Origin of the sequence: Methanolobus chelungpuianus, assembly GCF_024500045.1 — an archaeon.
GTDB lineage: Archaea > Halobacteriota > Methanosarcinia > Methanosarcinales > Methanosarcinaceae > Methanolobus > Methanolobus chelungpuianus.
In genome coordinates this window covers 1-20658 of sequence record NZ_JTEO01000005.1, presented here as the reverse complement: position 1 = coordinate 20658, position 20658 = coordinate 1, and the positions used below count along the sequence as shown (strand labels likewise).

Genomic DNA, 20658 nt, shown 5'->3' with positions numbered 1-20658 from the left:
CCGTATCCGCCATTCTGCGCCACATGAGCACTGCGCCCAAAAAAGCTTACATCGAGCTGATATCAGGCTCGGTGATATTCGGGATGCTGGGACTATTTGTTGATCGGCTTGAGGCTGTTCCCACCCTTTCGCTCATCTTCTACAAGCAGTTCTTTGGCGTACTTACTCTTCTGGTATTCATTATCGCTGCAGGGAAACTCTCTATGGTAATGCCTCGCAGGAAAAAGAAGTACCTTCTGCTGCTTGGTCTCATAAACACCGCCACTTTGCTCACATATTTCATATGCATCAGGTACACCAGTTTTTCTGTTGCGATACTCCTGCTCTATACGGCGCCTATGTATGTTACCCTGCTCTCTCCGCTGACCGTGAAAGAGCCCATAACCCGTAAAGGGCTGGTGGCGCTGGCATTGTCCCTTGCCGGACTGCTTTTCATTGTGGATCTGGGAGCTGCAGCCGATGGTTTCAGCAATGGGGGAGAATATCTCATTGGAGTTACGGCGGGTGTTCTGTCCGGTTTCGTTTTTGGTTGTGAGATCATAATCATCCGCTACCTCAAGGATGATTACAGCAGTGTGGCACAGTTGTTCTGGTATACTCTCATCGGGGTGGTGCTGCTCTTTCCTTTCGGGGCAGGGATATCGCAGCCTGTGCTTATTGACAACATTGGCATGCTTGTGTTCTTTGGCGCTGTCAATACGGCGCTTGCGGCACTGCTCTACGTCAGCGGCATATCCCAGATCAAAGCGCAGACCGGCAGTATCCTCGCACTTATCGAGCCTGTAAGCGGCATCTTCTTTGATTATACCATACTTCATACGCCCCTTTACCTGAATACGATAATAGGGTGCGTCTTTATTCTACTGGGCGCAGCTGTTGCGGTGCTGGAGAAAAGCCCGCGGGTCTTCGGGAAGTATTTCAAGCTGCAGGTGTAATCCTGGTCGTGCGGTTGCAGCCGGAAACATCTTACTTTCCCGACAGGAATTAGATTTAAATACAAGGCACTTCAACATATTTTGAAGTGCCATTTTACCCTTTTGTCCTGAAATAGCACTGTACTGTTAATGGCGTTAAGTAAAATCAAGTAATGGAGACATCACAAATGAAAATGCTTGAAGAGTTCTTCCCGGAATTCACGGAAAAGCTTGATGAGATAGACAAGCTCTATGCTGAGAAAAGACCTGTTGATGAGAAGACATACCAGTTCCTGTGTTTTGCACTTTCCATTAAGGCAAGGTCAAAGCCCTGCGTCCTCAAACACTTCAAAGGGGCACTGGAAGCAGGCGCAACAGTCAAGGAGCTCACCTACATACTTGCACTGACCATGAGGGAGGCAGCAGGTGCTGATGACTGCTGGACCCATGACGTCATAGGGGACTGGAAAGAGATACTTAAGGGCAATGTCTGCTGCTCATGTGCAGGGGATGAGGAGAAGTAAGTTCCATGCGGATCGAAGGCAGCTGCTCAAGCGGTTACCTGAGGTCTCCAGGAGGAGCAGCCAGGTGTTCCCGTGACACAGCTGCCCTCTCACAATTGATATATAAGGACTGCACTCTTTTAATTAACATAACAGGAGATACCATATGCCAACAACAGTTAACGTAAATTCATCTATATGCGGCTTCACTCACAGGATAACCGGAAAGCTCGAGGGCAAGAATATAATCATTGACATCGAGTCCCCCTGTGCCAAGATAAAGAAGATGTCCCACATGGAAGTACCCATGATGGAAACAATGGACATCAAGGATAACTATGTAATGGAAAAGGCACAGGAAGCCCAGTGCACGCCTATCTGCATTGTGCCTTCCGGCGTACTGCATGTATGCAGGATGGAAACAGGAATGCTGTCAAAGTCCCTCTCCAGGAAGAATGAAAGGGTCAGCATAGAGTTCAATGAGGTCTGAAATCTTTAACTAAGGAGAGGAGTGCAGGACTGGCCTGAGCCGGGCCTGCATTACACCCTTCCATATTCATCCTCAAGCCTCTCGATGTCTTCTTCTTCTATCTGGTCACCCTTTGCTATCTCCACAAAAGTGAGCTTCTCATCGCCGGTATTCATGATCCTGTGAACGGCATTTGTAGGGATATCCACGGAATCCCCGTCCTCTACCTTGAAGCGCTGCTTGTCCTCGTCAACTATTCCTTCCCCTTCGACCACGAACCAGTGCTCACTCCTGTGAAAATGTCTCTGGAGGGATATTTTTTCGCCTGGCATCACTGTAATTGTCTTGACCTTGAAACCCGGATCTTCTGACAGCACCTTATAATAACCCCAGGGCCGCTTCTCTTCGGTTTTACGCACCTCGAGTATCTTTTCGTAGACCTTGATGTACTCGTCGGCCATCCTGCTGGCAGAATAATTTTTCTCAGCTGTCTCTCTGCATCTCTTCCGGGATATCGTGTCTATCTTTTTCAGCGCATCCACTGCCTCATCAATGCCATTTACCACAAACCCGGTCTCTCCGTTCTTTATCAGTTCGGGCATTGAGCCCCGGTTATAGGCGATCACAGGCGTACCGCAGGAAAAAGCCTCCACTATCCCCAGTCCGAAAGGCTCATCGAACTTTACCGGATGTATAAGGGCGCGGGCATTGGACAGCAGTTCTCTCTTGAATTCCGGGTCTATGTGTCCTTCGTAAATGATCTGCTCATTATCTATAAGGTGTTTGACCTCTTTCTCATAATATTCCATATTAGGTATGAAGCCCGCTATCCTTAATTTCATCCCGGCTTTCTTTGCTATCTCTATTGCATCCTTTATGCCCTTGAACTTATCAAGACGTGACAAAAAGAGGATGTAGTCCTGCGGATTCTCGTTGAAGGGGAAGTTCTCCACCTCGATGCCATGAAGTACCGTGGCAATGTAATCCAGTTCAGGACACCTGTGGGAATCACTGATGGACACGTAGAAAGTCTTCTTATTGTATTTTTTATAGACCGGCAGGATGGACCTTGAGGAGAAGCCATGTATGGTCGTGACCACCGGCGTGTCCACAAGCCCGCTGTATGTGAGTGGCAGGAAGTCGAAGTGATTATGGATTATATCGAACTCATCGGACCTCTCGAAAACCTCTGATATGTGAAGGCTCTCATAGACTTTCACATTCATTTCCTTATCTTCTTCGTAAGGTCTGGGATAAACAGAAACTAACTTTCCTGCAGTACTTGAATCCCCGGTTGCGAACAGGGTTACATCTATACCTTTCTTTACCAGATTCTCCGTTAGCAGAGACACAATATATTCCCACGGACCATATTTTTTAGGTGGTGTGGTCCATGCAATCGGAGATAACATAGCTATTCTCATAAAACTCCCCCTAATATAAACAAACAAGATCAGTATCTTGGACGCGTGCGCATGTAGTCAAGCAGGTCAGATAATCGGGCAGTGGCAACAGACACATAAGTATCGGCACTTCCGTAATACAGGCGTATTTCGTTGTTCTGGCGAAGCCATCCGCAGGGAAACACAACATCATTGACGTCCCCTGTCCTTTCATAGAGTTCACGGGGCCCGAATATCCAGCCATCCGACCTGCATATTACCTTTCTTGGATCCCCCAGGTCCAGCAGCGCCATTCCAAGGCGATAGCTTATTTTTGATGTAGTGGCGCGCACTCCGTGATACATGATAAGCCAGCCCTCATCAGTGTAAATGGGTTGCGGGGACAGGCCTATCTTGTTCGCGTCCCACCAGCCTCCCTCGCGGGCATAGAGCAGGACCTGATGCTCGCCCCAGTATTTCATGTCCGGAGAAAATGATATCCATATATTCGACTTTGCGTTTGATATGCTGGAGACCGGCCTGTGGAGCATTGCCCACCTGCCGCCGAACCTGACGGGAAACAGGGCTGCATCCTTGTTCTCAGGAGGCAGGGTAGCGCCTATCCTGTCAAAATGCCTGAAGTCCTTTGTCATTGCCAGCCCGGTCAGAGGGCCTGACTCAGAATACGCTGTATATGCCACTGCCCAGGCATCCTGTTCTTCGATGTAAGTAATGCGTGGGTCCTCTATGCCGTATTGTTCCTCCGGATAATTTTCCGGGTCAGCCGGAAACGTAGGATGGTCATCGATCACCCAGTCATCGTAACCATTCTCACTCCGGGCGACTGTCATGTGGGAGAATCCCCTGTGGTCTTCAACCCTGACCATCAGCAGCGTATCCCCGTCCACAAGTGCCGCAGCCGGGTTGAACACGGAATTGGCCGGGTAGGGCCAGTCATCTGCACGGAGTATCGGATTCTTCTCATATCGTTTGAATAGCTCTCCACGGTCTTCCCATTCCATTCGGACATCTCCATATAGTGTTCAGCTCAGGCTCTTGGACGAGAACTCCTTCTTTTCATAGACGCCCATCAGTCCTCTGCCGGTCTCGCGGTGCATACTGGCAGGATCGCCTGAATATCTGCCCAGCAGTTCCAGGGCCATAATGAAACAGACAACCGACTCTGCGCCCTTGTTCTCATTCATGCCTGTCGGGTCAAGTCCGTCACATACGGCTCCGCTGGAGTGATCGTACATGAGAAGCTTAAGCCTGTTCCTGCCAAAGAAATACTCAAAGGCCCGATTTGCAAGCCGGAGATACTTCTCGTCAAGGGTCATCTCGTAGGCGGTGATATAGGCTTCCGTGAGATAGGCCGCGTCAATGGGCTGCTGTCCGAACAGGGCCTTTTCCCCGTTACGCCTGTACCATCCCTTGTACCCGACAAGATCGAAGAATTTCCCGTTCCACTGAACATCCGTGAGAAAATCCAGGGTCTTTATCCCTACGTCCCTGTATACCTGTTTCCCTGTAAGGTCGTATGCAAGCATAAGGGCTTCACATATCTTGGAATTACCATAGGTTACTTCAGGCTCGAACCAATCCCAATCTTCATACCGGTTAGTTTTGTACAGGTTGACAAGGGAATCCGCATAGCTGACGAACATGGCAAAGAATTCGGCTTTCCCGATATCCTTACTGAGCATTTCGTACAGGCCGCACATGGTGTAAGCCTTTCCCCTGGGGGCATGGATTTCATCCATACTTGGCCTGGACCTGCGAATGATCTCCATCGCATGACTTCTCAGGTTCTGTGGCAGTTGGGGGCAGGCACATGCATGGCCCAGTCCGTAGAGTGCCCGGCCAAAAGTGTCATCGCTTCCTTTGTCATCAAGGAACTTCCTGTCATAGCTCATAAAATTGTGGAAATGTCCGCTTTCGGTCTGAGCATATTCCAGGTAACTGAGGTAAATGGTCGCCAGCCTTTTTATCTCGCTCATCTGCTGCTGCCCGGAAGACAGGACCCTTGTGAGTGCCACCAGCCCTCTGCCCACATCATCCGTACTGTAGCCATGCCTGCGGCTTGGCACTCCCAGGAGAGTATGCTGGAAGATCCCCGTATCGTCTGTCATGGAGACCATATACTCCAGGTTGGTCTTGGGTAGTTGTTCAGGCTGCAGGAAAAAGTCTGCTTCAATAGCGCGAGCCGGTTCAGTATACTCTTCAAGCGCCTGCATGAATACGGAGACATATTCCTTGCCCACGTTATTCCATATCATCTGTCTTCCGAAATCATAAGCTTTCCTGCGCATCTGATCGCAATCTTCCGGGTTACTTATCAGATGCATCAGCGAAGTGCTGAGCCCTTCACTATCCTTGAAATCCACTAGCATGCCGCGCCCGTCTATGAGCATTTCCTGGGCATACCAGTAAGGAGTGGATACAATTGCTTTTCCCATTCCGATGGCATAGCTCAGGGCGCCGCTGACTACCTGTTCCTTAGGCAGGTAAGGAGATACGTAAATGTCGCTGGCAAGAATATACTCATAAAGTTCCCGCTTCTGGACAAACTTATCATGGAAGATCACATTGTTCTCAAGCCCCAGTTCACTGACCTTGTTCATCAGGTACTCCCTGTACGCTTCCCCGAAATTCCTTTTAACTTCCGGATGGGTTGCGCCCAGTACCAGGTATTTCAGGTCCGGGCTCCTTCCAACCACTGCCGGGAGTGCATCGATGACTGTTTCTATCCCCTTGTTCTGGTTCAGGAGACCAAAAGTAAGTATCAGGGGAGACCCATGAAGGCCCAGCGCCTTTTTATGTTCTTCAGAGCCTGTGAAAGGACAATCCGGGATTCCGTGATAGATAAGTTCGATCTTTTCTTCAGGCGCATTGTAAACTTCCCGGAGCAGTTTCCTTGCTGTTTTGCTCATTACTATCATTTTGTCCGAATGCTCAATGAGCTTCTGGGTGACGCTGCGATAAGAAGGCTCAGGGTCTTTTATCACCGTATGCAGTGTTGTTATCACAGGTTTGCTGATATTTGACAGTAATGTGAATATGTAGTCTCCGGCATCTCCCCAGTAAAGGCCGAACTCGTGTTGCAGGCAGATGACATCTGCATCTGAATTATTTACATAATCAGCCGCACGGTAGTAATCTTCGATCTCGTTCCTCCTTATTTCAAACACGACATCTTCCGGATACTCGTATTTTTCACCGATGTCGTTAATTGCTATGACTTTGCATTCAACGAGCCCGTTTTCCTGTGATATGGAGTTAAGCAGATCAGAAGTGAATGTAGCGATCCCGCATTTCCGCGGAACATAAGTTCCGACAAATAGTACTTTTAATTTTCGTTTCAATAAACTACCCCCGCTTGCAGTACATTTGAACATGCTATTGAAAAGTGCGATGTGTCAACTCTGTCTTAAGTTATTTAAGTAAAGTTGCAACTAATAGTCCATTATTCAAAGATACCAGCCAAATTGTAACATCAGTCCTTTCTTCCCCGTCTGTCCACCTGTTTTTGCTTTTAGGCGGCCAGATTCCCTAAATGCATATTGGGAGGCATCTTATTTAACCTTATTCACAAGCAAATTTCTAAGCGTGTAATTTTGTTCTTTACTTTATTTCTGTCTCTATAGTATATTTCCGGCATAAGGAACGTACGGATATGGGAAAAACCCCTTATGATGGGGCCCAGCCGCCTGTTTATTTTATGCAGGTCCGGTTTGTATAACAATTATACAGATATCTCTTACTGATTTATATTATCTTCTACAGTAATAAATACTTGTCCAAGAGCACATAGTTATAATTTTATAAGAGATAATGGATAATAACCTTTATATATCATGTACATGTTGTCGACTAATTGCTCAACAAACCACCACGTGGAGCATATAGAAGTGATTACGGCTGAATGCTGTTCAGAGCCGTGGCTATGCACCCACCACACGCACCCACGGGTTACTGTAAAATAGCGTCAGCTCCCCGGATCATGGCTCATCCACAGACTGGTTACTAACAACGAATGGATGGTAACTAGATGTCCCTTAACGAATCCGTAAACAGAATAGTGATAGGTTCAGGAGTAATATTCGCAGGTACTATCAGCGGACTCCTCCTGAATATCCTCATCAAGGGAGTGCTCACAAGGAACCTGTCCCAGACAGACTTCGGCACTTATTCACTCGCACTGACAGTTATATCCCTTACAGGCGCTATAGCCACGCTGGGCCTGCATGAGGGTGTACCTAGATATATCGCATACTTCAGAGGAAAGAAAGAAGACCACAAGATACAGGAAATCGTAGTATCAGGCCTGCTCATGGGACTGGTGGCTGGCGTAGTGGCAATGTTCCTGTCGCCTATAGTATTCGAAAGAGCGGCAGCGGGAATGTTCGATACCCAGGAGAACATAGCTTCAATAATCAGGATAATGATCTTCGCGATCCCGCTGACGATATTTCTCAACATAGCCATAGCCATCTACAGAGGATTCGACCGCACGAACGTCAATATGTACTTCTATGACGTGATAAGACCCGTATCCCTGTGGGCCTTTGTTTCCATAGCAGTGCTTGCGGGCGTATCCCTGCATACCTTCGTGCTTGCGGACCTACTCTCAATGGTTTTCACATTCGGCCTGATGGTGGTATATTTCATAAAGCACCCGCCTTTCAAGCCTGAGCTCAAGATCCGCTTCAGCGAGCCTACAAAGCAGCTTGTCAAGTACTCGTTCCCGCTGCTCATAAGCGCAACCCTGCTAAATCTTATGACATGGACCGATACCATAATGCTAGGCTACTTCAAGTCATCACAGGTAGTAGGCATATACAGCGCAGTCTATCCGCTGGTCAGCTTCCTTACTATCATAATAACATCCATGGGCTTTGTGTACATCCCGGTAGCTTCCAGGATATGGGGCGAGGGCCGCAGGGACATCCTTGAGTCCCTCTACCAGATAGTCACGAAATGGTGCTTTGTCCTCTCATTCCCCATATTCGTGCTTATGTTCGTGTACCCGGAAGCCATACTCACCAGGCTGTACGGTCCGGACTACGCAATGGGAGCCACGGTGCTGAGGATACTTGCCCTGGGTTTCATAACAAACGCCTATTTCGGGTTCAACTACCACACAATAATGGCAGTTGGCGACTCCGGCTTCCTGATGAAATGCTCAACTGCAAGTGCTGTGATAAATGTAGTCCTGAACTTCATGCTCATACCGCAGCATGGCATGATAGGAGCAGCCGCGGCATCGGCAGTGTCCTTTGCAAGCATCGAGCTTCTCATGACCATGAGGGCATGGAGAACCCACAGGATGCATCCGTTCACTATGGCCTACAGGAAATTCACGGTCATCTGCGTATCTCTCGTAGCTGTGATGATGGTGCTTAAGTTCGTGCTCCCTGCAGCCAGTATGCTTCTGGTTTATGGCATGTTCGCAATGGTGTACCTTGCTGTCTGCCAGTATTCAGGCGTGATTGACGACGATGACAGGACAATAGCCAGGCAGGTGCGCACAAATGTCTGGCGCACTATTGGTGTCTTTGTACCCGGTACACTCAGGAATGTATGAGATAAAACAAAAGTTGCTATATTAGGTCGGTCAATATTTAATTAACATTAGCTGAACAATATGGGAATTATCGGGTGGATCAGAATGGGATCATTGGAAGGATGTGTATCTGCAGAGAGCAAAACAGCAAGCTATAGTATCAATGAGCCTGTGGGAAATTACGGGCTCTTTAAAAGGTACAAGGACAATCCCATACTTACCGCAGGGGACTGGCCCTACCCGGCCAACTCCGTGTTCAACCCCGCAGCAGTAATTGTTGACGGGGAAACCCTGCTGTTGGTCAGGGTGGAGGATCACAGGGGTTTCTCTCATCTTACTGTTGCACGCAGCAAGAACGGCTATGATAACTGGGAAATAGATCCGCACCCCACTTTCACGGCTGATCCGGAGAACTATCCTGAAGAAGAGTATGGCATCGAGGATGCGCGTATTACTTATGTTGAAGATGAGAAGCAGTGGTATATAGCCTATACATCTTTCTCATCTTCAGGCCCCCTGCCTTCAATGGCAAGGACCAGGGATTTTAAGACATTCGAGCGCATTGGCTCAGTGCTCCCCCCGGAGAACAAGGACGCAGCCCTATTCCCTGTCAGGTTCGAAGGCAGATGGGCCCTTATCCACAGGCCTGTGGCAGGTGGCATGGCCAAGGCCAACATGTGGATTTCATTCTCCACGGATATGAAACAGTGGGGAGAACACCAGGTCCTGCTTCATGCCCGTGACGGAGGATGGTGGGACGCGAACAAGATAGGCCTGTCCCCTCAGCCTTTAAGGACTGATAAGGGTTGGCTTGTCATGTATCATGGAGTAAGGCACACTGAAGCTAAAATAAGTTACAAACTGGGACTTGCACTACTTGATCTGGAGGATCCTACAGTAGTGTTAAAAAGAGCCGATGAGTGGCTATTCGGTCCCCGTGAGAACTATGAAAGAGTAGGTGACGTGAACGAGGTAGTCTTTCCCTGCGGCTGGGTGCTCGAAGGTGATGAGGTCAGGATGTACTACGGAGGTGCGGACACCTGCGTGGCAGTGGCAACAGCAAGCCTGGAAGAGATCCTTGATTACATGGAGAAATGGTAAGTCAGGATTGCGGGATAATCTCCCTATATCTCCCTATCTTTAGGAAGGGTGAGGCGCCTGATGAACATGCCACCTTGCAGCGTTTCACCCTTTCAGTATGAGATATTCCCCGATATCTCTTCGGTTTACCCTTTGTGGCCTGTTACCCCTTGATCCGTTAACCCGCATGAAACAGTTAGATATTATTTTATTTAAGATAAACCTGTATTAAACGAACATAACATTCTACTTTTCGCGAACCTGAAAATATTATATCACTGCTGAATTTCAATGATTCATATAATATTATATCCGTAAGATACTACCGGCCTTTGATGTCAATGATGCTAGCATTATGCAGAAACAATGTTCTATTGACACTGTAGTGGCGATCAGGTTTATACACGATAAAGACAGACTATAAAGTAGCCATATTCAGGAGGGGAGGTGAGATATATGGAGAAATGCGGGATATGCGGCCATGATGTTGAAAAGCAGCCCCAGGTCACAGCTGAAGGAAAGTGTGATACCTGTGGTGCCAGACTGGCCATGGTCGAAGAAGGAAAGCATGAAAGGGAAAGGTGAGAATTCTCACTGACATTTCCTTTTACCTGCCTGTACATGACATCAGGTCAGTAAAATACTGCCTGTCCACAGGCGATTTTCCTTTTTTCAGAGAGTCTTCAAATAATCTATCAGATCGCTTATATCCTCATCCGTCATATCCCATCTTGGCATGGTTGCGTCAAGAGGACGGCCTTCCGGGTCTATCCCTGATCTTATGGCCCTTCTGAGAGTCTCATCCGTGTAGGGTTCATGTTCGGCATGTTCATCTGAAATGAGCCCTTCATAGGTTATATCGGCTGGCACTACATATCCCATCATTACAGGCACTCCTCCTTTTCCGTCTTCTCCATGACAGTGGACACAGCTGCCTCCATGCACATAGAGCCAGTGAGGTCCGCCGCTTGTGTCGATCCGCTGGCCTGTCTCGTTATATCCGGTATAGTAGATCATCTGCCCGTTGGACTCATAGTCGGCCTCCAGAGTATCCTCATTAACGGGATATGCAGTGTCAGGATATCCGGGACCCCTGATGCCGGGAACGTACCCCGGGATGGAAGCAAGATACACCAGTCCGGCTATACCTGCAACTATCAGTGCAAGTGCTATCACCACTAGATTCTTTCTTGCCACGCCTATTCCTCCAGGTTCCTTCTGATCTCTTCAAACTCTTCCCTGCTGATCTCCCCTCTCGCATAACGCAGCTGTGCTGCTTCCATGGCAGTCACTTCTTTTGTTTCGCTTTGACCTTTGTTCTGATCAATGAACCATTTTACCAGCAGCACTATTCCTATTGTGAGCATTATCCAGAATAGCATCATTATCAACATAGGAAAAAAGCCATAATATCCTATCATACTGTTCACAGGGTTCATTCATTTTACCTCCACTCTGTATAAAAAATGCAGTGTATTATGCATACACAATGGAAAAAACACATACCTTAAGCGCTACCCTTCCTGCGCCCACGTACCCAGTTAACTACCATGACAGCACCCAATGCCATCAAAAGCCACGTGGGCAAAGCCATCATCTTCTTCACTAACCATCCCTGTATTATTGCCTGGATCATTTCATTGATTCCCCCTTAAGACTCCCTTTTAGTCTACACAATTACTCTACTTTAATATCTAATATATCTTTTGATGTTTGCATCATGTCATAAGAGATGTCACATCCTGAGTGTCTTCGCATTGATGGCAACAATAACAGTGCTGATACTCATCAGGAAAGCCCCTGCTGCAGGAGTGAGGAAAATGCCGGAAGTATAGAGCACCCCGGCTGCCAGGGGAATTGCAAAGGCGTTGTAGCCCGTAGCCCAGAGCAGGTTCTGGAACATCTTGGAGTAGGTCTTCCTGGCGAGTACGGCTATGTCCGCAACATTCCTGGGATCGTTCTTCACGAGTACGATATCCGCACTCTCGATGGCTACATCCGTACCGGCTCCAATGGCAATGCCCACATTTGCCTGAACAAGCGCAGGGGCATCGTTCACGCCGTCGCCTACCATGGCTACGATGTACTTCTGCTGCACTTCCTTTACCTTCTCAGCCTTCTGGTGAGGCAGCACCCCTGCAAAGTATTCATCAAGTCCCAGTTCCTCAGACACCCACCTGGCAACGAACTCATTATCGCCTGTGAGCATCATGCATTTTATATCCATGGATTTCAGCCGGTCTATGGCTTCCCTTGACTCCCGCCTGACAAGATCTGCAAGCCCTAGGGCTCCAAGAGGCCTTTCTTCCTCCAGAAGGAAAACGACAGTCTTGCCTTGCTTCTCAACATTGCCTACACTCTCATCACCGATGCTGATCCCTGTCTCACGTAGGTATCCCGGACTGACGACTTTAAGTTTCCTGCCTTCCACAACGCCCTCCACGCCTTTGCCGGGAATGGAGTTGAAGCTCTCCGGACTTTTTATGTCAAGGCCTTTCTGCCTGGCGCTGTCAGTAATACCCACTGCTATCGGGTGACCGGAATTTGACTCAAGCGAGGCCGTGAGCCTGAGTATATCCTCCCGGTTCATATCTGCCAGGGGTACTATATCGGTGACCCCGAACTTTCCTTCGGTAAGGGTGCCAGTCTTATCGAATATGATCGCCTGCAGGTCCCTTGCTCTCTCAAAAGCCTGCCGGTCCCGGATAAGCAGGCCGGAGTTAGCTGCAAGGGAAGTGGACACAGCCACCACAAGGGGTATGGCCAGACCGAGGGCGTGGGGACAGGCGATAACCATGACGGTCACTGCTCTTTCCAGTGCAAAGACAAAGGTACTTCCAAAATACAGCCATGCTGCAAGGGTCAGGATACCCACACTCAGGGCTATTACGGTAAGCACAAGGGCTGCCCGGTTTGCCAGGTCCTGAGTTCTTGACCTGCTGCCCTGCGCGCTCTCCACAAGGTCGATGACCTGGCTAAGGTAGGTATCTTTGCCTGTCTTGCGGACCTCTGCCTCAATAGAACCTTCCCCGTTGACAGATCCTCCTATGACGGTGTCTCCTGCTTTCTTCTGCACCGGCAATGATTCCCCTGTCAGCATGGCCTCGTTGACACTGCTCCCGCCTCTGGTGACAACACCATCAACCGGAACTTTCTCTCCGGGCTTGACAAGCACACTGTCCCCCACTTTAAGTTCTTCGACTTGCACGTCCACTACTTTGTCATCCTTTACCAGGTGGGCAACAGAGGGCATTATCCTGACCAGTTCCTCCAGTGCCCTCGAGGCTCCCATCACGGAGCGCATCTCGAGCCAGTGGCCAAGGAGCATGATGTCTATAAGGGTGACCAGTTCCCAGAAGAACACCTCTCCCTCAAGACCGAAAATCACCGCAGAGCTGTATATGTAGGCCACAGTAATCGCAACAGCTATCAGTGTCATCATGCCCGGGGTCTTTGTCCTGAGCTCATTGAAGAAGCCTGTAAGGAACGGATATCCTCCATAGAAGTATATCACTGAGGATAGCACGAATACCGCTATCTCATCTCCGGGGAACGTTAATTCGAAGCCGAAAAAAGCCTGTATGTGAGCTGACAGGACAAGGACCGGTATACTTAAAATGACTGAAATTACGAACCTTCTTTTAAAGTCTTCAAGCATGCCCGTATGATGATCCCTGTGCTCCGCCTGTTTCATGAGGTGCTTCTGTTCTTCAGGTGTCTTCTCATCTGTTTTATCACCATGCATGTGTTTATGTCCGGAATCCATTGCCACTATCTCCTACTTTTCCGGCCCACTCTCCGGAATTGCTGCGACATGTGTCTATCAGCCGTATTATTTTATGACCGAATGTACATTTAATTGTTTGTCAATGCTGATATATAAGCAAGAGTCAGACTGACAGAACAGTCGAAGGACAATGGGCAATGAAAATAGGTAAAAAGGCTGCGGACAGACCTGCAGTCTAAACAAGACATAAATATACAGAACGCTTTTTTTACATACAGGAGGAATATGCTACGACAAAGGCAGGTCTTTTACTTATAGTCGGGATTATTGCATTAGCAGCTATTACATCAGGATGCACTGATACCGGCAGCAGTATTATGGATAACGGCACGGAAGATGAAGGAGCAAATATTCCTGAAGGGTCGGATGCATCTGCAGATAACAACACTCCATCATTCGAGCCTATGACTTCAGTCTACACTGAAGACAATAACACATCCCCTATAAGAGCCCTAAAAGGGGATATACTGGTAATAAGCCTTAGGGAGAACCCGACAACAGGATACTCATGGAAAGTGTCGGCAAGTCCGGGTCTTTCTCCGGTGGATGATGAGTATGTGCAGGATCCCGCAGCCGAAGGAGTAGTAGGCGCAGGTGGTGTGCACAACTGGACATTCGAAGTTGCAGAAGAAGGCATCCATAACATCTCTGCTGTTTACAAGCGCCCCTGGGAGGATATTAAGGGAAGTGAGGAAACCTTTGAACTCACAGTTAATGCCGTGACTCCTGAAGCCATGATCCGTACGACCGGTACTGTGGTCTATATGGACCTGGAGGGCGGATTCTATGGGATAGCAGGCGATGATGATGTAAACTATGATCCGCTGAACCTTGGAGAGGAGTTCAGGGAGGACGGGCTGGAAGTGGAGTTCACAGCGTATCCTGCAGAGGATATGGCAAGCTTCCACATGTGGGGACAGCTTGTGGAAATAAGGTCCATTGAAGCAGTTTCCGGGTCATGATTAGGAATTGCCTGCAGTACCCCATGCAGGCATTTTCTTATCGGCAGAGCTTATATTCATTTGTAGAAGGAGATAATCGGATGGACAACAAAGATAGTAAAAAAGAGAAGCCTGTAAAGGACATTGAACTGCCCTCCCTTGACAGTGAGATAGAGAGCTGGTGTGAGATCACTGAGGATGGTTCCGGCACAAAGAGCGCCGGTGACCTTGAGATCGATGCATGGTGTCAGGGTTCACATAACACCGCTTCAAATAAAAGGAAAGATAAGAACTAATCCAGAAAAGTGGAATAGTCTTTTTCGCCTCTATAATTACTCTGTTATTTTTAATGTTCTATATAGACTATCTTTTTATATATAAGTACCTATATAGGCATCTTTTTGTAGGATGTGCACAATTTGTGCATTAGACCCGTGTTCTAAGAAAATAATTTTCTTAGGGTGGTTGGTCATAAAAACGGATACAACGAAAAACGGTACATTGAAAAACGAAATCAAGGAAAGGTGAGGTGTCCGAAAAACCACCACGCTTTTGGGCGCCTCTGTCCTTGCAGTCAAGCTTAAGCGCATGGCCTGACCTTGCTCAACGGGTCCCTCTTATAGTATTCCTTGCCTATTATCCTTTCCTCAGCTCCTTCCCATATTTTCAGATATAATATCCTGCTGTTGTTTCAGTTCCTGTGTTCTGTACAATATAGCCGGCAGAAGAATCCACAAAGAGCCTTACCGGTGCAAAGAGATATGAACTTTAGCGGCACACATGAATGTGAGGATCAACAGGAGCAGGATCATGAGGGAATTTACAAGGGAAGAACTTTCAAAGTATGATGGCAAGAAGTCGAAAGAGATCTATGTGGCCTACAAGGGCAAGGTTTACGACGTTACCGACAGCAATACATGGTTTGACGGGGAGCATTACGAACATGAAGGCGGCCGTGAACTGACGGAACAGATGGATGATGCACCCCATGCTGAAGAGGTCTTTGACGATTACAAGGTCATAGGGGAATTAGTGGACTGACGGGTTCGCACCCCGGGGCCAGCACAGGTGTCATCCGGCTGTCCCGGGATGTGCCGAGGCATCATTCAGGTTCTTTATCACAGGGCAGTCATCGAGCACGCAGCGATCTGCAGGAATAAGGGGCACCGGGTTCCCTATCTCCGGATGGCTGCAATAGTATGATGTGCCGGCTCTGCACCTGCCGGCTATCCCTGCACACTTGGTATACAAGGGGATGGATCTTCTATAATCGCAGGTTGAGCAGTTCATTTTTTACTCTCTTCGGTTCTATACTGAAATAGTTCTGAGAATAATATTATGCGTACTCTATTATAAATATGTTGCAGCATCTTCTGGTATTCTATGCAGGTAAAATTATACAGGCCGAATTTTGCAGATAATATTCAGTAATTATTTATAGCAGCCTGCCAATATTATTTTGGGGAGAACGGGGCGCGAAATGTCATGACGTCCTTGTGAGATATTGTGCAGACCAACCAACAATAGTGCTAACAGGCCAACCAGCATAATGTTAGCAGGCCAACAAGTATCAAATGCTTTGAGATCTTGAGATCTTATCATCGCGCCTCATACCCACATTTAATGACGCTGGCAGCATGCGTCTAAAAAAGTATTAATGTCATATTCTCCATATTCTGGAAAATGCATCTTAACAGGAATCTCTTTTATTGTGGTATTGCTTTTATCGCAGGCATTCTGGTAGTGCTGGTACCTCTCATGCTTACCGCTGAGCCTGCCGCATCAGAGGAACTGAGAATCACCGAAAGTTCGGCTGCAATAGGTGCACTCAGTGAGAACACCACAGACCGGCAGGTCTACTCCTATAGCTTTGTACTCTACAACGGAAGGGGGCAGACGGTGAATGTTTCTGTGGCAGAGCCTGTTTTCAGTGAAGGTATATCAGACAGGATAATCACGGAAGACACTTCCATCACAGTCAATGAAAGCCTGACTCCCGGTTCTTCAATGACTGTAGAAGGAAGTTTTGTTTTTGATGCACGCGGCCTTACAAAGGATGAGATAGTCAACCTTGAACCTTTTATCGACTATGTGAGGCTCATATCTGTTGAGATCATTGATAATCCTTGATAACTTCGCACACTAATTTCCTTTTTGCCGCAGGAGGCAAAACCCATGCATTTATTACGGTAATTTTATATAAATATAAGTTTATACTACACTTTATTATATGACCAGCGGAGCCAGACCGAGGATACTTGTTGTTGACGACGAGCTGCTGAATGTAGAGCTCATGCGTGCGTACCTGAATAATGATTATGAGGTCATTACGGCCTACAATGGGAAAGATGCGCTCGATAAAGTAAAAAATGAGATGCCTGATCTCATTTTACTTGACGTGATGATGCCTGACATGGATGGATACGAGGTCTGCAGGATCATCAGGCATGAATACAGGATCGACTTCATCCCGATAATCATGATAACGGCCCTCACTTCCAAAGAGGACCACCAGAAAGGTATAGAGGCAGGCGCCGACGAATTCCTTAAAAAGCCCGTAGGCAAGTTCGAGCTGGATAAGAAGATCTCCTCCCTCCTCAGGATAAAGCAGCAGCATGACGCCCTGCTAATGGACCGCAACAAAGCCTATGACTATCTGGACTATGTAGGCGTACTGATAGCAGTTCTGGACCAGAACTACAATCTTGTGCATATCAACAAGAAAGGCTCCGACTTCCTTGGCTACAAAAAGGAAAAGACGCTTGGCAAGAACTGGATAAGCTCCTTCGTGCCGGAGAACTATTCCTCTCAGGTGAGGCGAACCTATGATGAGCTTCTAAAAGGCTCGATCCGGATGTGTGAATATCATGAGTACCCGCTTATTATAAGCAGCGGGGAAGAACGCTCTTTTCTTTGGTATGACTCCCTCCTCAAAGATGACAAAGGCAACTTCTCAGGGATACTCATCTCCGGGGAAGATGTCACTGAGAGGAAAAAAGCAGAGGTGCAGCTGCACGAGTATGCCCGCCAGCTGGAGCGCTCCAACGAGCTCAAGGATCTCTTCACCGATATCATGCGGCATGATCTTCTGAACCCTGCGGGCCTCATCAAATCTTTCAGCGAGCTGCTTATTGAAGCGGAAATGGATGAGCGGAAAAGATCCATTATTGAGAACATCTCCAGATCCACCAGCAAGCTCATAGATCTTATAGAGGGCGCTGCCCATCTTGCAAAGCTGGAATCCATTGAGGAAATTGGTTTCGTAAGGATGGATGTCGCTTCACTTCTGGCGGATTCGGTCGATAACTTCTCCATTGACATGCAGAGCAAAGGTGTCAATATTGATCTCCTTTTCGAGGGAGCTTATCCTGCCGTGGTCAACCCGATGATAGAGCGGGTGTTCAGTAACCTGGTGTCAAATGCCGTGAAGTATACTGCAGATGAAAGTCTGATCAAGGTCAGGATAGACGATGCCGGAGACAAATGGAAGATCAGTGTCGCAGACCAGGGTGAAGGTATTCCTGATAAGGACAAGCTTGCTGTCTTTGAACGTTTCAAGCGCCTGCATAAAGATAGTGTGAGGGGCACGGGTATAGGGCTTGCCATTGTCAAAAGGATCATTGACCTGCATAACGAACAGGTCGGAGTGCTTGATAATCCTGAAGGGCAGGGAAGTGTTTTCTGGCTGACCCTGAAAAAAGCTGAATGAGATGTTTTTCAGTTAAGTGACGTTAAGTGACATATCTTATCCACGCCCGGTGGCATGCTGATTTTCGAAACCTATATATGCTTCCCTGTATAATGACAGTCAATCAACTGTACAAGAGTGATAGCGTGATAAGTGTCAACGAAAAGGGAATTGCGATCATCGACGAGATGCTTGACTGGGAAGAGGAGCTCAAGATAAAATCCATGGAGCTCGACAATGGTGCAACTGTCATCGACTGTGGTGTCAACATGGAAGGCGGCTATGATGCGGGCATGTACCTGTCACGCCTCTGTCTTGCAGACCTTGCAGATCTCAATTACACGAAAGTCGATATTGGCGGGCTCCCAATGCCTGCAATACAGGTAGCTACAGACCACCCGACAGTTGCGTGCATGGCTTCCCAGTACGCAGGCTGGAGGATATCCGTGGGCAAGTACTTCGGTATGGGCTCAGGTCCTGCAAGGGCACTTGGCCTCAAGCCAAAGGAGCTCTACGAGGAGATCGGCTACAAGGACGACTCAGAATTCGCGGTACTTGTCATGGAGTCAAGCGCCCTTCCCACTGAGGAGGTAGTCGAGTACATAGCCAAGCACTGCAGCGTTGACCCGGAGAATGTCTATATCGCAGTGGCACCCACAGCTTCCATCGCAGGCAGCGTGCAGATCTCAGCCCGTGTCGTGGAGACCGGTATCCACAAGCTCGAATCCATCGGCTTCGATATCAACACCATCAAGAGCGGCTTTGGTGTCGCCCCGATAGCACCCATAGTAGGCGACGACACAAAATGCATGGGTTCCACCAACGACTGTATCATCTACTGCGGTGAGACATACTACACAGTGGAGTACGGAGACGCCGAGAAGCTCGAGGACTTCGTGAAGAAAGCACCCTCCACAACATCAAAGGACTTCGGCAAGCCCTTCTACACAACCTTCAAGGAAGCCGGCTTTGATTTCTTCAAGGTGGATGCAGGCATGTTCGCCCCTGCAAAGATAACCATCAACGACCTCAAGTCCAAGAAGTCCTTCACCAGCGGGAAGACCAACCCCGGTATCCTTCTGGAATCCTTCAAGGTCAAAGAAGTGTAATAAAGAATCCTTGTAGGCAAAAAAAGTGTCTATATTATTTAAGCAAAGCAGTATTTTAAAGATACTGCTTTAATTTTATTTAACCTTTGGAATATTAATGGCTTAAATAATGGATGGTATCAAAAGGATACCTACAATATTCTCTGTATCATTCTCAACCATACATCCACTTCATACTATTCTATATCAACCAGTTCAATTCTGAACATTCCTACAGGATATTCCTGAACCAACCCAAACCCGCCAAATCAAGCTATGCATATTCTATAAATCAAGAAGATGTTTATTGTAAGAATTGTGGAAAATCGGCTCTGTAGCTTTGATAGACTTAACTGCTTTTTCTGCAATATCGCTGGAGATCTTTAAGCGCAGCAGATGAATAGAGAATCGAGTATATTACCGAAGTCCCAACTCAGCCGCTATCTTACCTTGAATGTAGAATCTTCCATGCTGAAAATTTTTCAGTGACTCTTCTATTCTTTTGATATTTTCGTCACTCAGAGGTTCCTGATCTATTGCCTTGTTGGAGTTTCTGTTCTTATTGTGTTCCAGGTAATGCCTTTGATGCTGATTGAGATTTTATTGCTCTCTTCAAGGTACTCCCGACTGGTCTTAAGGATGGTAGGATTGACCTGCTTGGGTAAATAACGTTTTAGTTTGGAAACAGGCATAATACTATCTTTATTGTATTCAACGTAGGCGAACGTTCTGGTTTATTTATTGATTCTGCTTTGTTCGTATAGTATTCCCCGCACAGATATCAAGGGTTATAGCTAAGCCCAAAAAACGGAACTCTTAATTAAAATATCTACTGCAGGAGGCTCTTAATTTAAACCGAAACTGGCTCTGTAGAATACCTATCGAAACCAATATCTATAGATCAAAATTGTCAAATATCATCAATAGCTGACAGCACATTTTGAATTATCGTTTATTCTCATTTTGCCTGAATATCGAGGGTTTCTACAGAGCCGGATTTTATCCTTTTTAAAACCTCAAGTAGTTTGCAGCAGGAAATAGGTTTTCTACAGAGCCAACCAAAGCAATAATATAAAAAGACCATCCAAAGTCTGTGTCAGAGATTTCATAAGGGAACCAATATGATCAAAAGGGATATTGTTCTGGGAAGACTGGATGAGCTGCTTCCGGAGTTGAAAAGGAACTATAAGGTAAAGGAAATAGGCCTTTTTGGGTCGGTGGTTAGGAATGAAAGCAAAACCGG

At 47.4% G+C, this 20658-nt stretch carries 19 protein-coding genes; 12 read left to right on the top strand and 7 right to left on the bottom strand.

From position 1 onward, the window contains the following. Window positions 1-23: 23 nt before the first annotated feature. From PV02_RS09145 to PV02_RS09135, 3 genes are all read left to right on the top strand, one after another. On the top strand, window positions 24-935 hold the full coding sequence (locus tag PV02_RS09145; RefSeq protein ID WP_256623104.1) for a DMT family transporter: 912 nt from the start codon (window positions 24-26) through the stop codon (window positions 933-935). 167 nt (window positions 936-1102) lie between these two features. After that, window positions 1103-1438, top strand: coding sequence for a carboxymuconolactone decarboxylase family protein (locus PV02_RS09140; RefSeq protein ID WP_256623103.1), 336 nt, complete (start codon window positions 1103-1105; stop codon window positions 1436-1438). A gap of 145 nt (window positions 1439-1583) precedes the next feature. Next, window positions 1584-1907, top strand: a complete 324-nt coding sequence (locus tag PV02_RS09135; RefSeq protein WP_256623102.1) for a DUF6951 family protein — start codon at window positions 1584-1586, stop codon at window positions 1905-1907. Window positions 1908-1957: 50 nt separating this feature from the next. Here PV02_RS09135 and PV02_RS09130 read toward each other — a convergent pair whose 3' ends face one another. Genes PV02_RS09130 through PV02_RS09120 form a run of 3 tightly spaced genes read right to left on the bottom strand, consistent with a single transcriptional unit; the run spans window position 1958 to window position 6630 of the window. After that, a complete protein-coding gene (locus PV02_RS09130; protein WP_256623101.1) occupies window positions 1958-3310 on the bottom strand; it encodes a glycosyltransferase in 1353 nt (450 codons plus the stop codon). A gap of 29 nt (window positions 3311-3339) precedes the next feature. Beyond that, entirely contained in the window at window positions 3340-4290 is a 951-nt protein-coding gene (locus PV02_RS09125) for a glycoside hydrolase family 130 protein (protein ID WP_256623100.1), read from the bottom strand. 21 nt (window positions 4291-4311) lie between these two features. After that, the gene (locus PV02_RS09120; RefSeq protein ID WP_256623099.1) at window positions 4312-6630 is read right to left on the bottom strand and encodes a glycosyltransferase family 4 protein; all 2319 of its coding nucleotides are present in this window, start codon (window positions 6628-6630) and stop codon (window positions 4312-4314) included. Window positions 6631-7316: 686 nt separating this feature from the next. Here PV02_RS09120 and PV02_RS09115 point away from each other — a divergent pair. The 3 genes from PV02_RS09115 to PV02_RS09105 all read left to right on the top strand — a co-directional run bounded on the left by PV02_RS09115 (window position 7317) and on the right by PV02_RS09105 (window position 10496). Beyond that, on the top strand, window positions 7317-8852 hold the full coding sequence (locus tag PV02_RS09115) for an oligosaccharide flippase family protein (RefSeq protein ID WP_256623098.1): 1536 nt from the start codon (window positions 7317-7319) through the stop codon (window positions 8850-8852). Between the two features lie 84 nt (window positions 8853-8936). Beyond that, window positions 8937-9932 (top strand): glycoside hydrolase family 130 protein, encoded by a 996-nt coding sequence (locus tag PV02_RS09110; RefSeq protein ID WP_256623097.1) that lies wholly within the window; start codon window positions 8937-8939, stop codon window positions 9930-9932. Window positions 9933-10358: 426 nt separating this feature from the next. Beyond that, window positions 10359-10496, top strand: coding sequence for a hypothetical protein (locus PV02_RS09105; protein ID WP_256623096.1), 138 nt, complete (start codon window positions 10359-10361; stop codon window positions 10494-10496). Window positions 10497-10583: 87 nt separating this feature from the next. Here the strand turns inward: PV02_RS09105 and PV02_RS09100 are convergent, their stop codons facing one another. From PV02_RS09100 to PV02_RS09090, 3 genes are all read right to left on the bottom strand, one after another. After that, window positions 10584-11108 carry a c-type cytochrome gene (locus PV02_RS09100; protein WP_256623095.1) on the bottom strand — a complete coding sequence of 175 codons (525 nt, stop codon included), beginning with the start codon at window positions 11106-11108 and terminating at the stop codon, window positions 10584-10586. A 2-nt stretch (window positions 11109-11110) separates the two neighbouring features. After that, a complete protein-coding gene (locus PV02_RS09095) occupies window positions 11111-11305 on the bottom strand; it encodes an SHOCT domain-containing protein (RefSeq protein WP_256623094.1) in 195 nt (64 codons plus the stop codon). A gap of 341 nt (window positions 11306-11646) precedes the next feature. Continuing rightward, the gene (locus tag PV02_RS09090; RefSeq protein ID WP_425438356.1) at window positions 11647-13677 is read right to left on the bottom strand and encodes a copper-translocating P-type ATPase; all 2031 of its coding nucleotides are present in this window, start codon (window positions 13675-13677) and stop codon (window positions 11647-11649) included. Window positions 13678-14015: 338 nt separating this feature from the next. Between PV02_RS09090 and PV02_RS09085 the strand changes: the two genes are divergently transcribed. From PV02_RS09085 to PV02_RS09075, 3 genes are all read left to right on the top strand, one after another. Next, window positions 14016-14660 carry a protease inhibitor I42 family protein gene (locus tag PV02_RS09085; RefSeq protein WP_256623093.1) on the top strand — a complete coding sequence of 215 codons (645 nt, stop codon included), beginning with the start codon at window positions 14016-14018 and terminating at the stop codon, window positions 14658-14660. A gap of 80 nt (window positions 14661-14740) precedes the next feature. Then, complete coding sequence (locus PV02_RS09080) at window positions 14741-14935, top strand: hypothetical protein (protein WP_256623092.1); 195 nt, start codon at window positions 14741-14743, stop codon at window positions 14933-14935. A gap of 514 nt (window positions 14936-15449) precedes the next feature. Beyond that, entirely contained in the window at window positions 15450-15680 is a 231-nt protein-coding gene (locus PV02_RS09075; protein ID WP_256623091.1) for a cytochrome b5 domain-containing protein, read from the top strand. Between the two features lie 30 nt (window positions 15681-15710). On the opposite strand, the gene PV02_RS09070 is transcribed toward PV02_RS09075, so the two are convergent. Continuing rightward, the gene (locus PV02_RS09070; protein ID WP_256623090.1) at window positions 15711-15929 is read right to left on the bottom strand and encodes a hypothetical protein; all 219 of its coding nucleotides are present in this window, start codon (window positions 15927-15929) and stop codon (window positions 15711-15713) included. Between the two features lie 393 nt (window positions 15930-16322). Between PV02_RS09070 and PV02_RS09065 the strand changes: the two genes are divergently transcribed. The 3 genes from PV02_RS09065 to mch all read left to right on the top strand — a co-directional run bounded on the left by PV02_RS09065 (window position 16323) and on the right by mch (window position 19436). After that, window positions 16323-16769, top strand: coding sequence for a hypothetical protein (locus PV02_RS09065; protein ID WP_256623089.1), 447 nt, complete (start codon window positions 16323-16325; stop codon window positions 16767-16769). Window positions 16770-16869: 100 nt separating this feature from the next. Beyond that, the gene (locus PV02_RS09060) at window positions 16870-18348 is read left to right on the top strand and encodes a sensor histidine kinase (RefSeq protein ID WP_256623088.1); all 1479 of its coding nucleotides are present in this window, start codon (window positions 16870-16872) and stop codon (window positions 18346-18348) included. A 125-nt stretch (window positions 18349-18473) separates the two neighbouring features. Continuing rightward, window positions 18474-19436 (top strand): methenyltetrahydromethanopterin cyclohydrolase, encoded by a 963-nt coding sequence (gene mch, locus PV02_RS09055; RefSeq protein ID WP_256623320.1) that lies wholly within the window; start codon window positions 18474-18476, stop codon window positions 19434-19436. Window positions 19437-20658: the final 1222 nt, after the last annotated feature.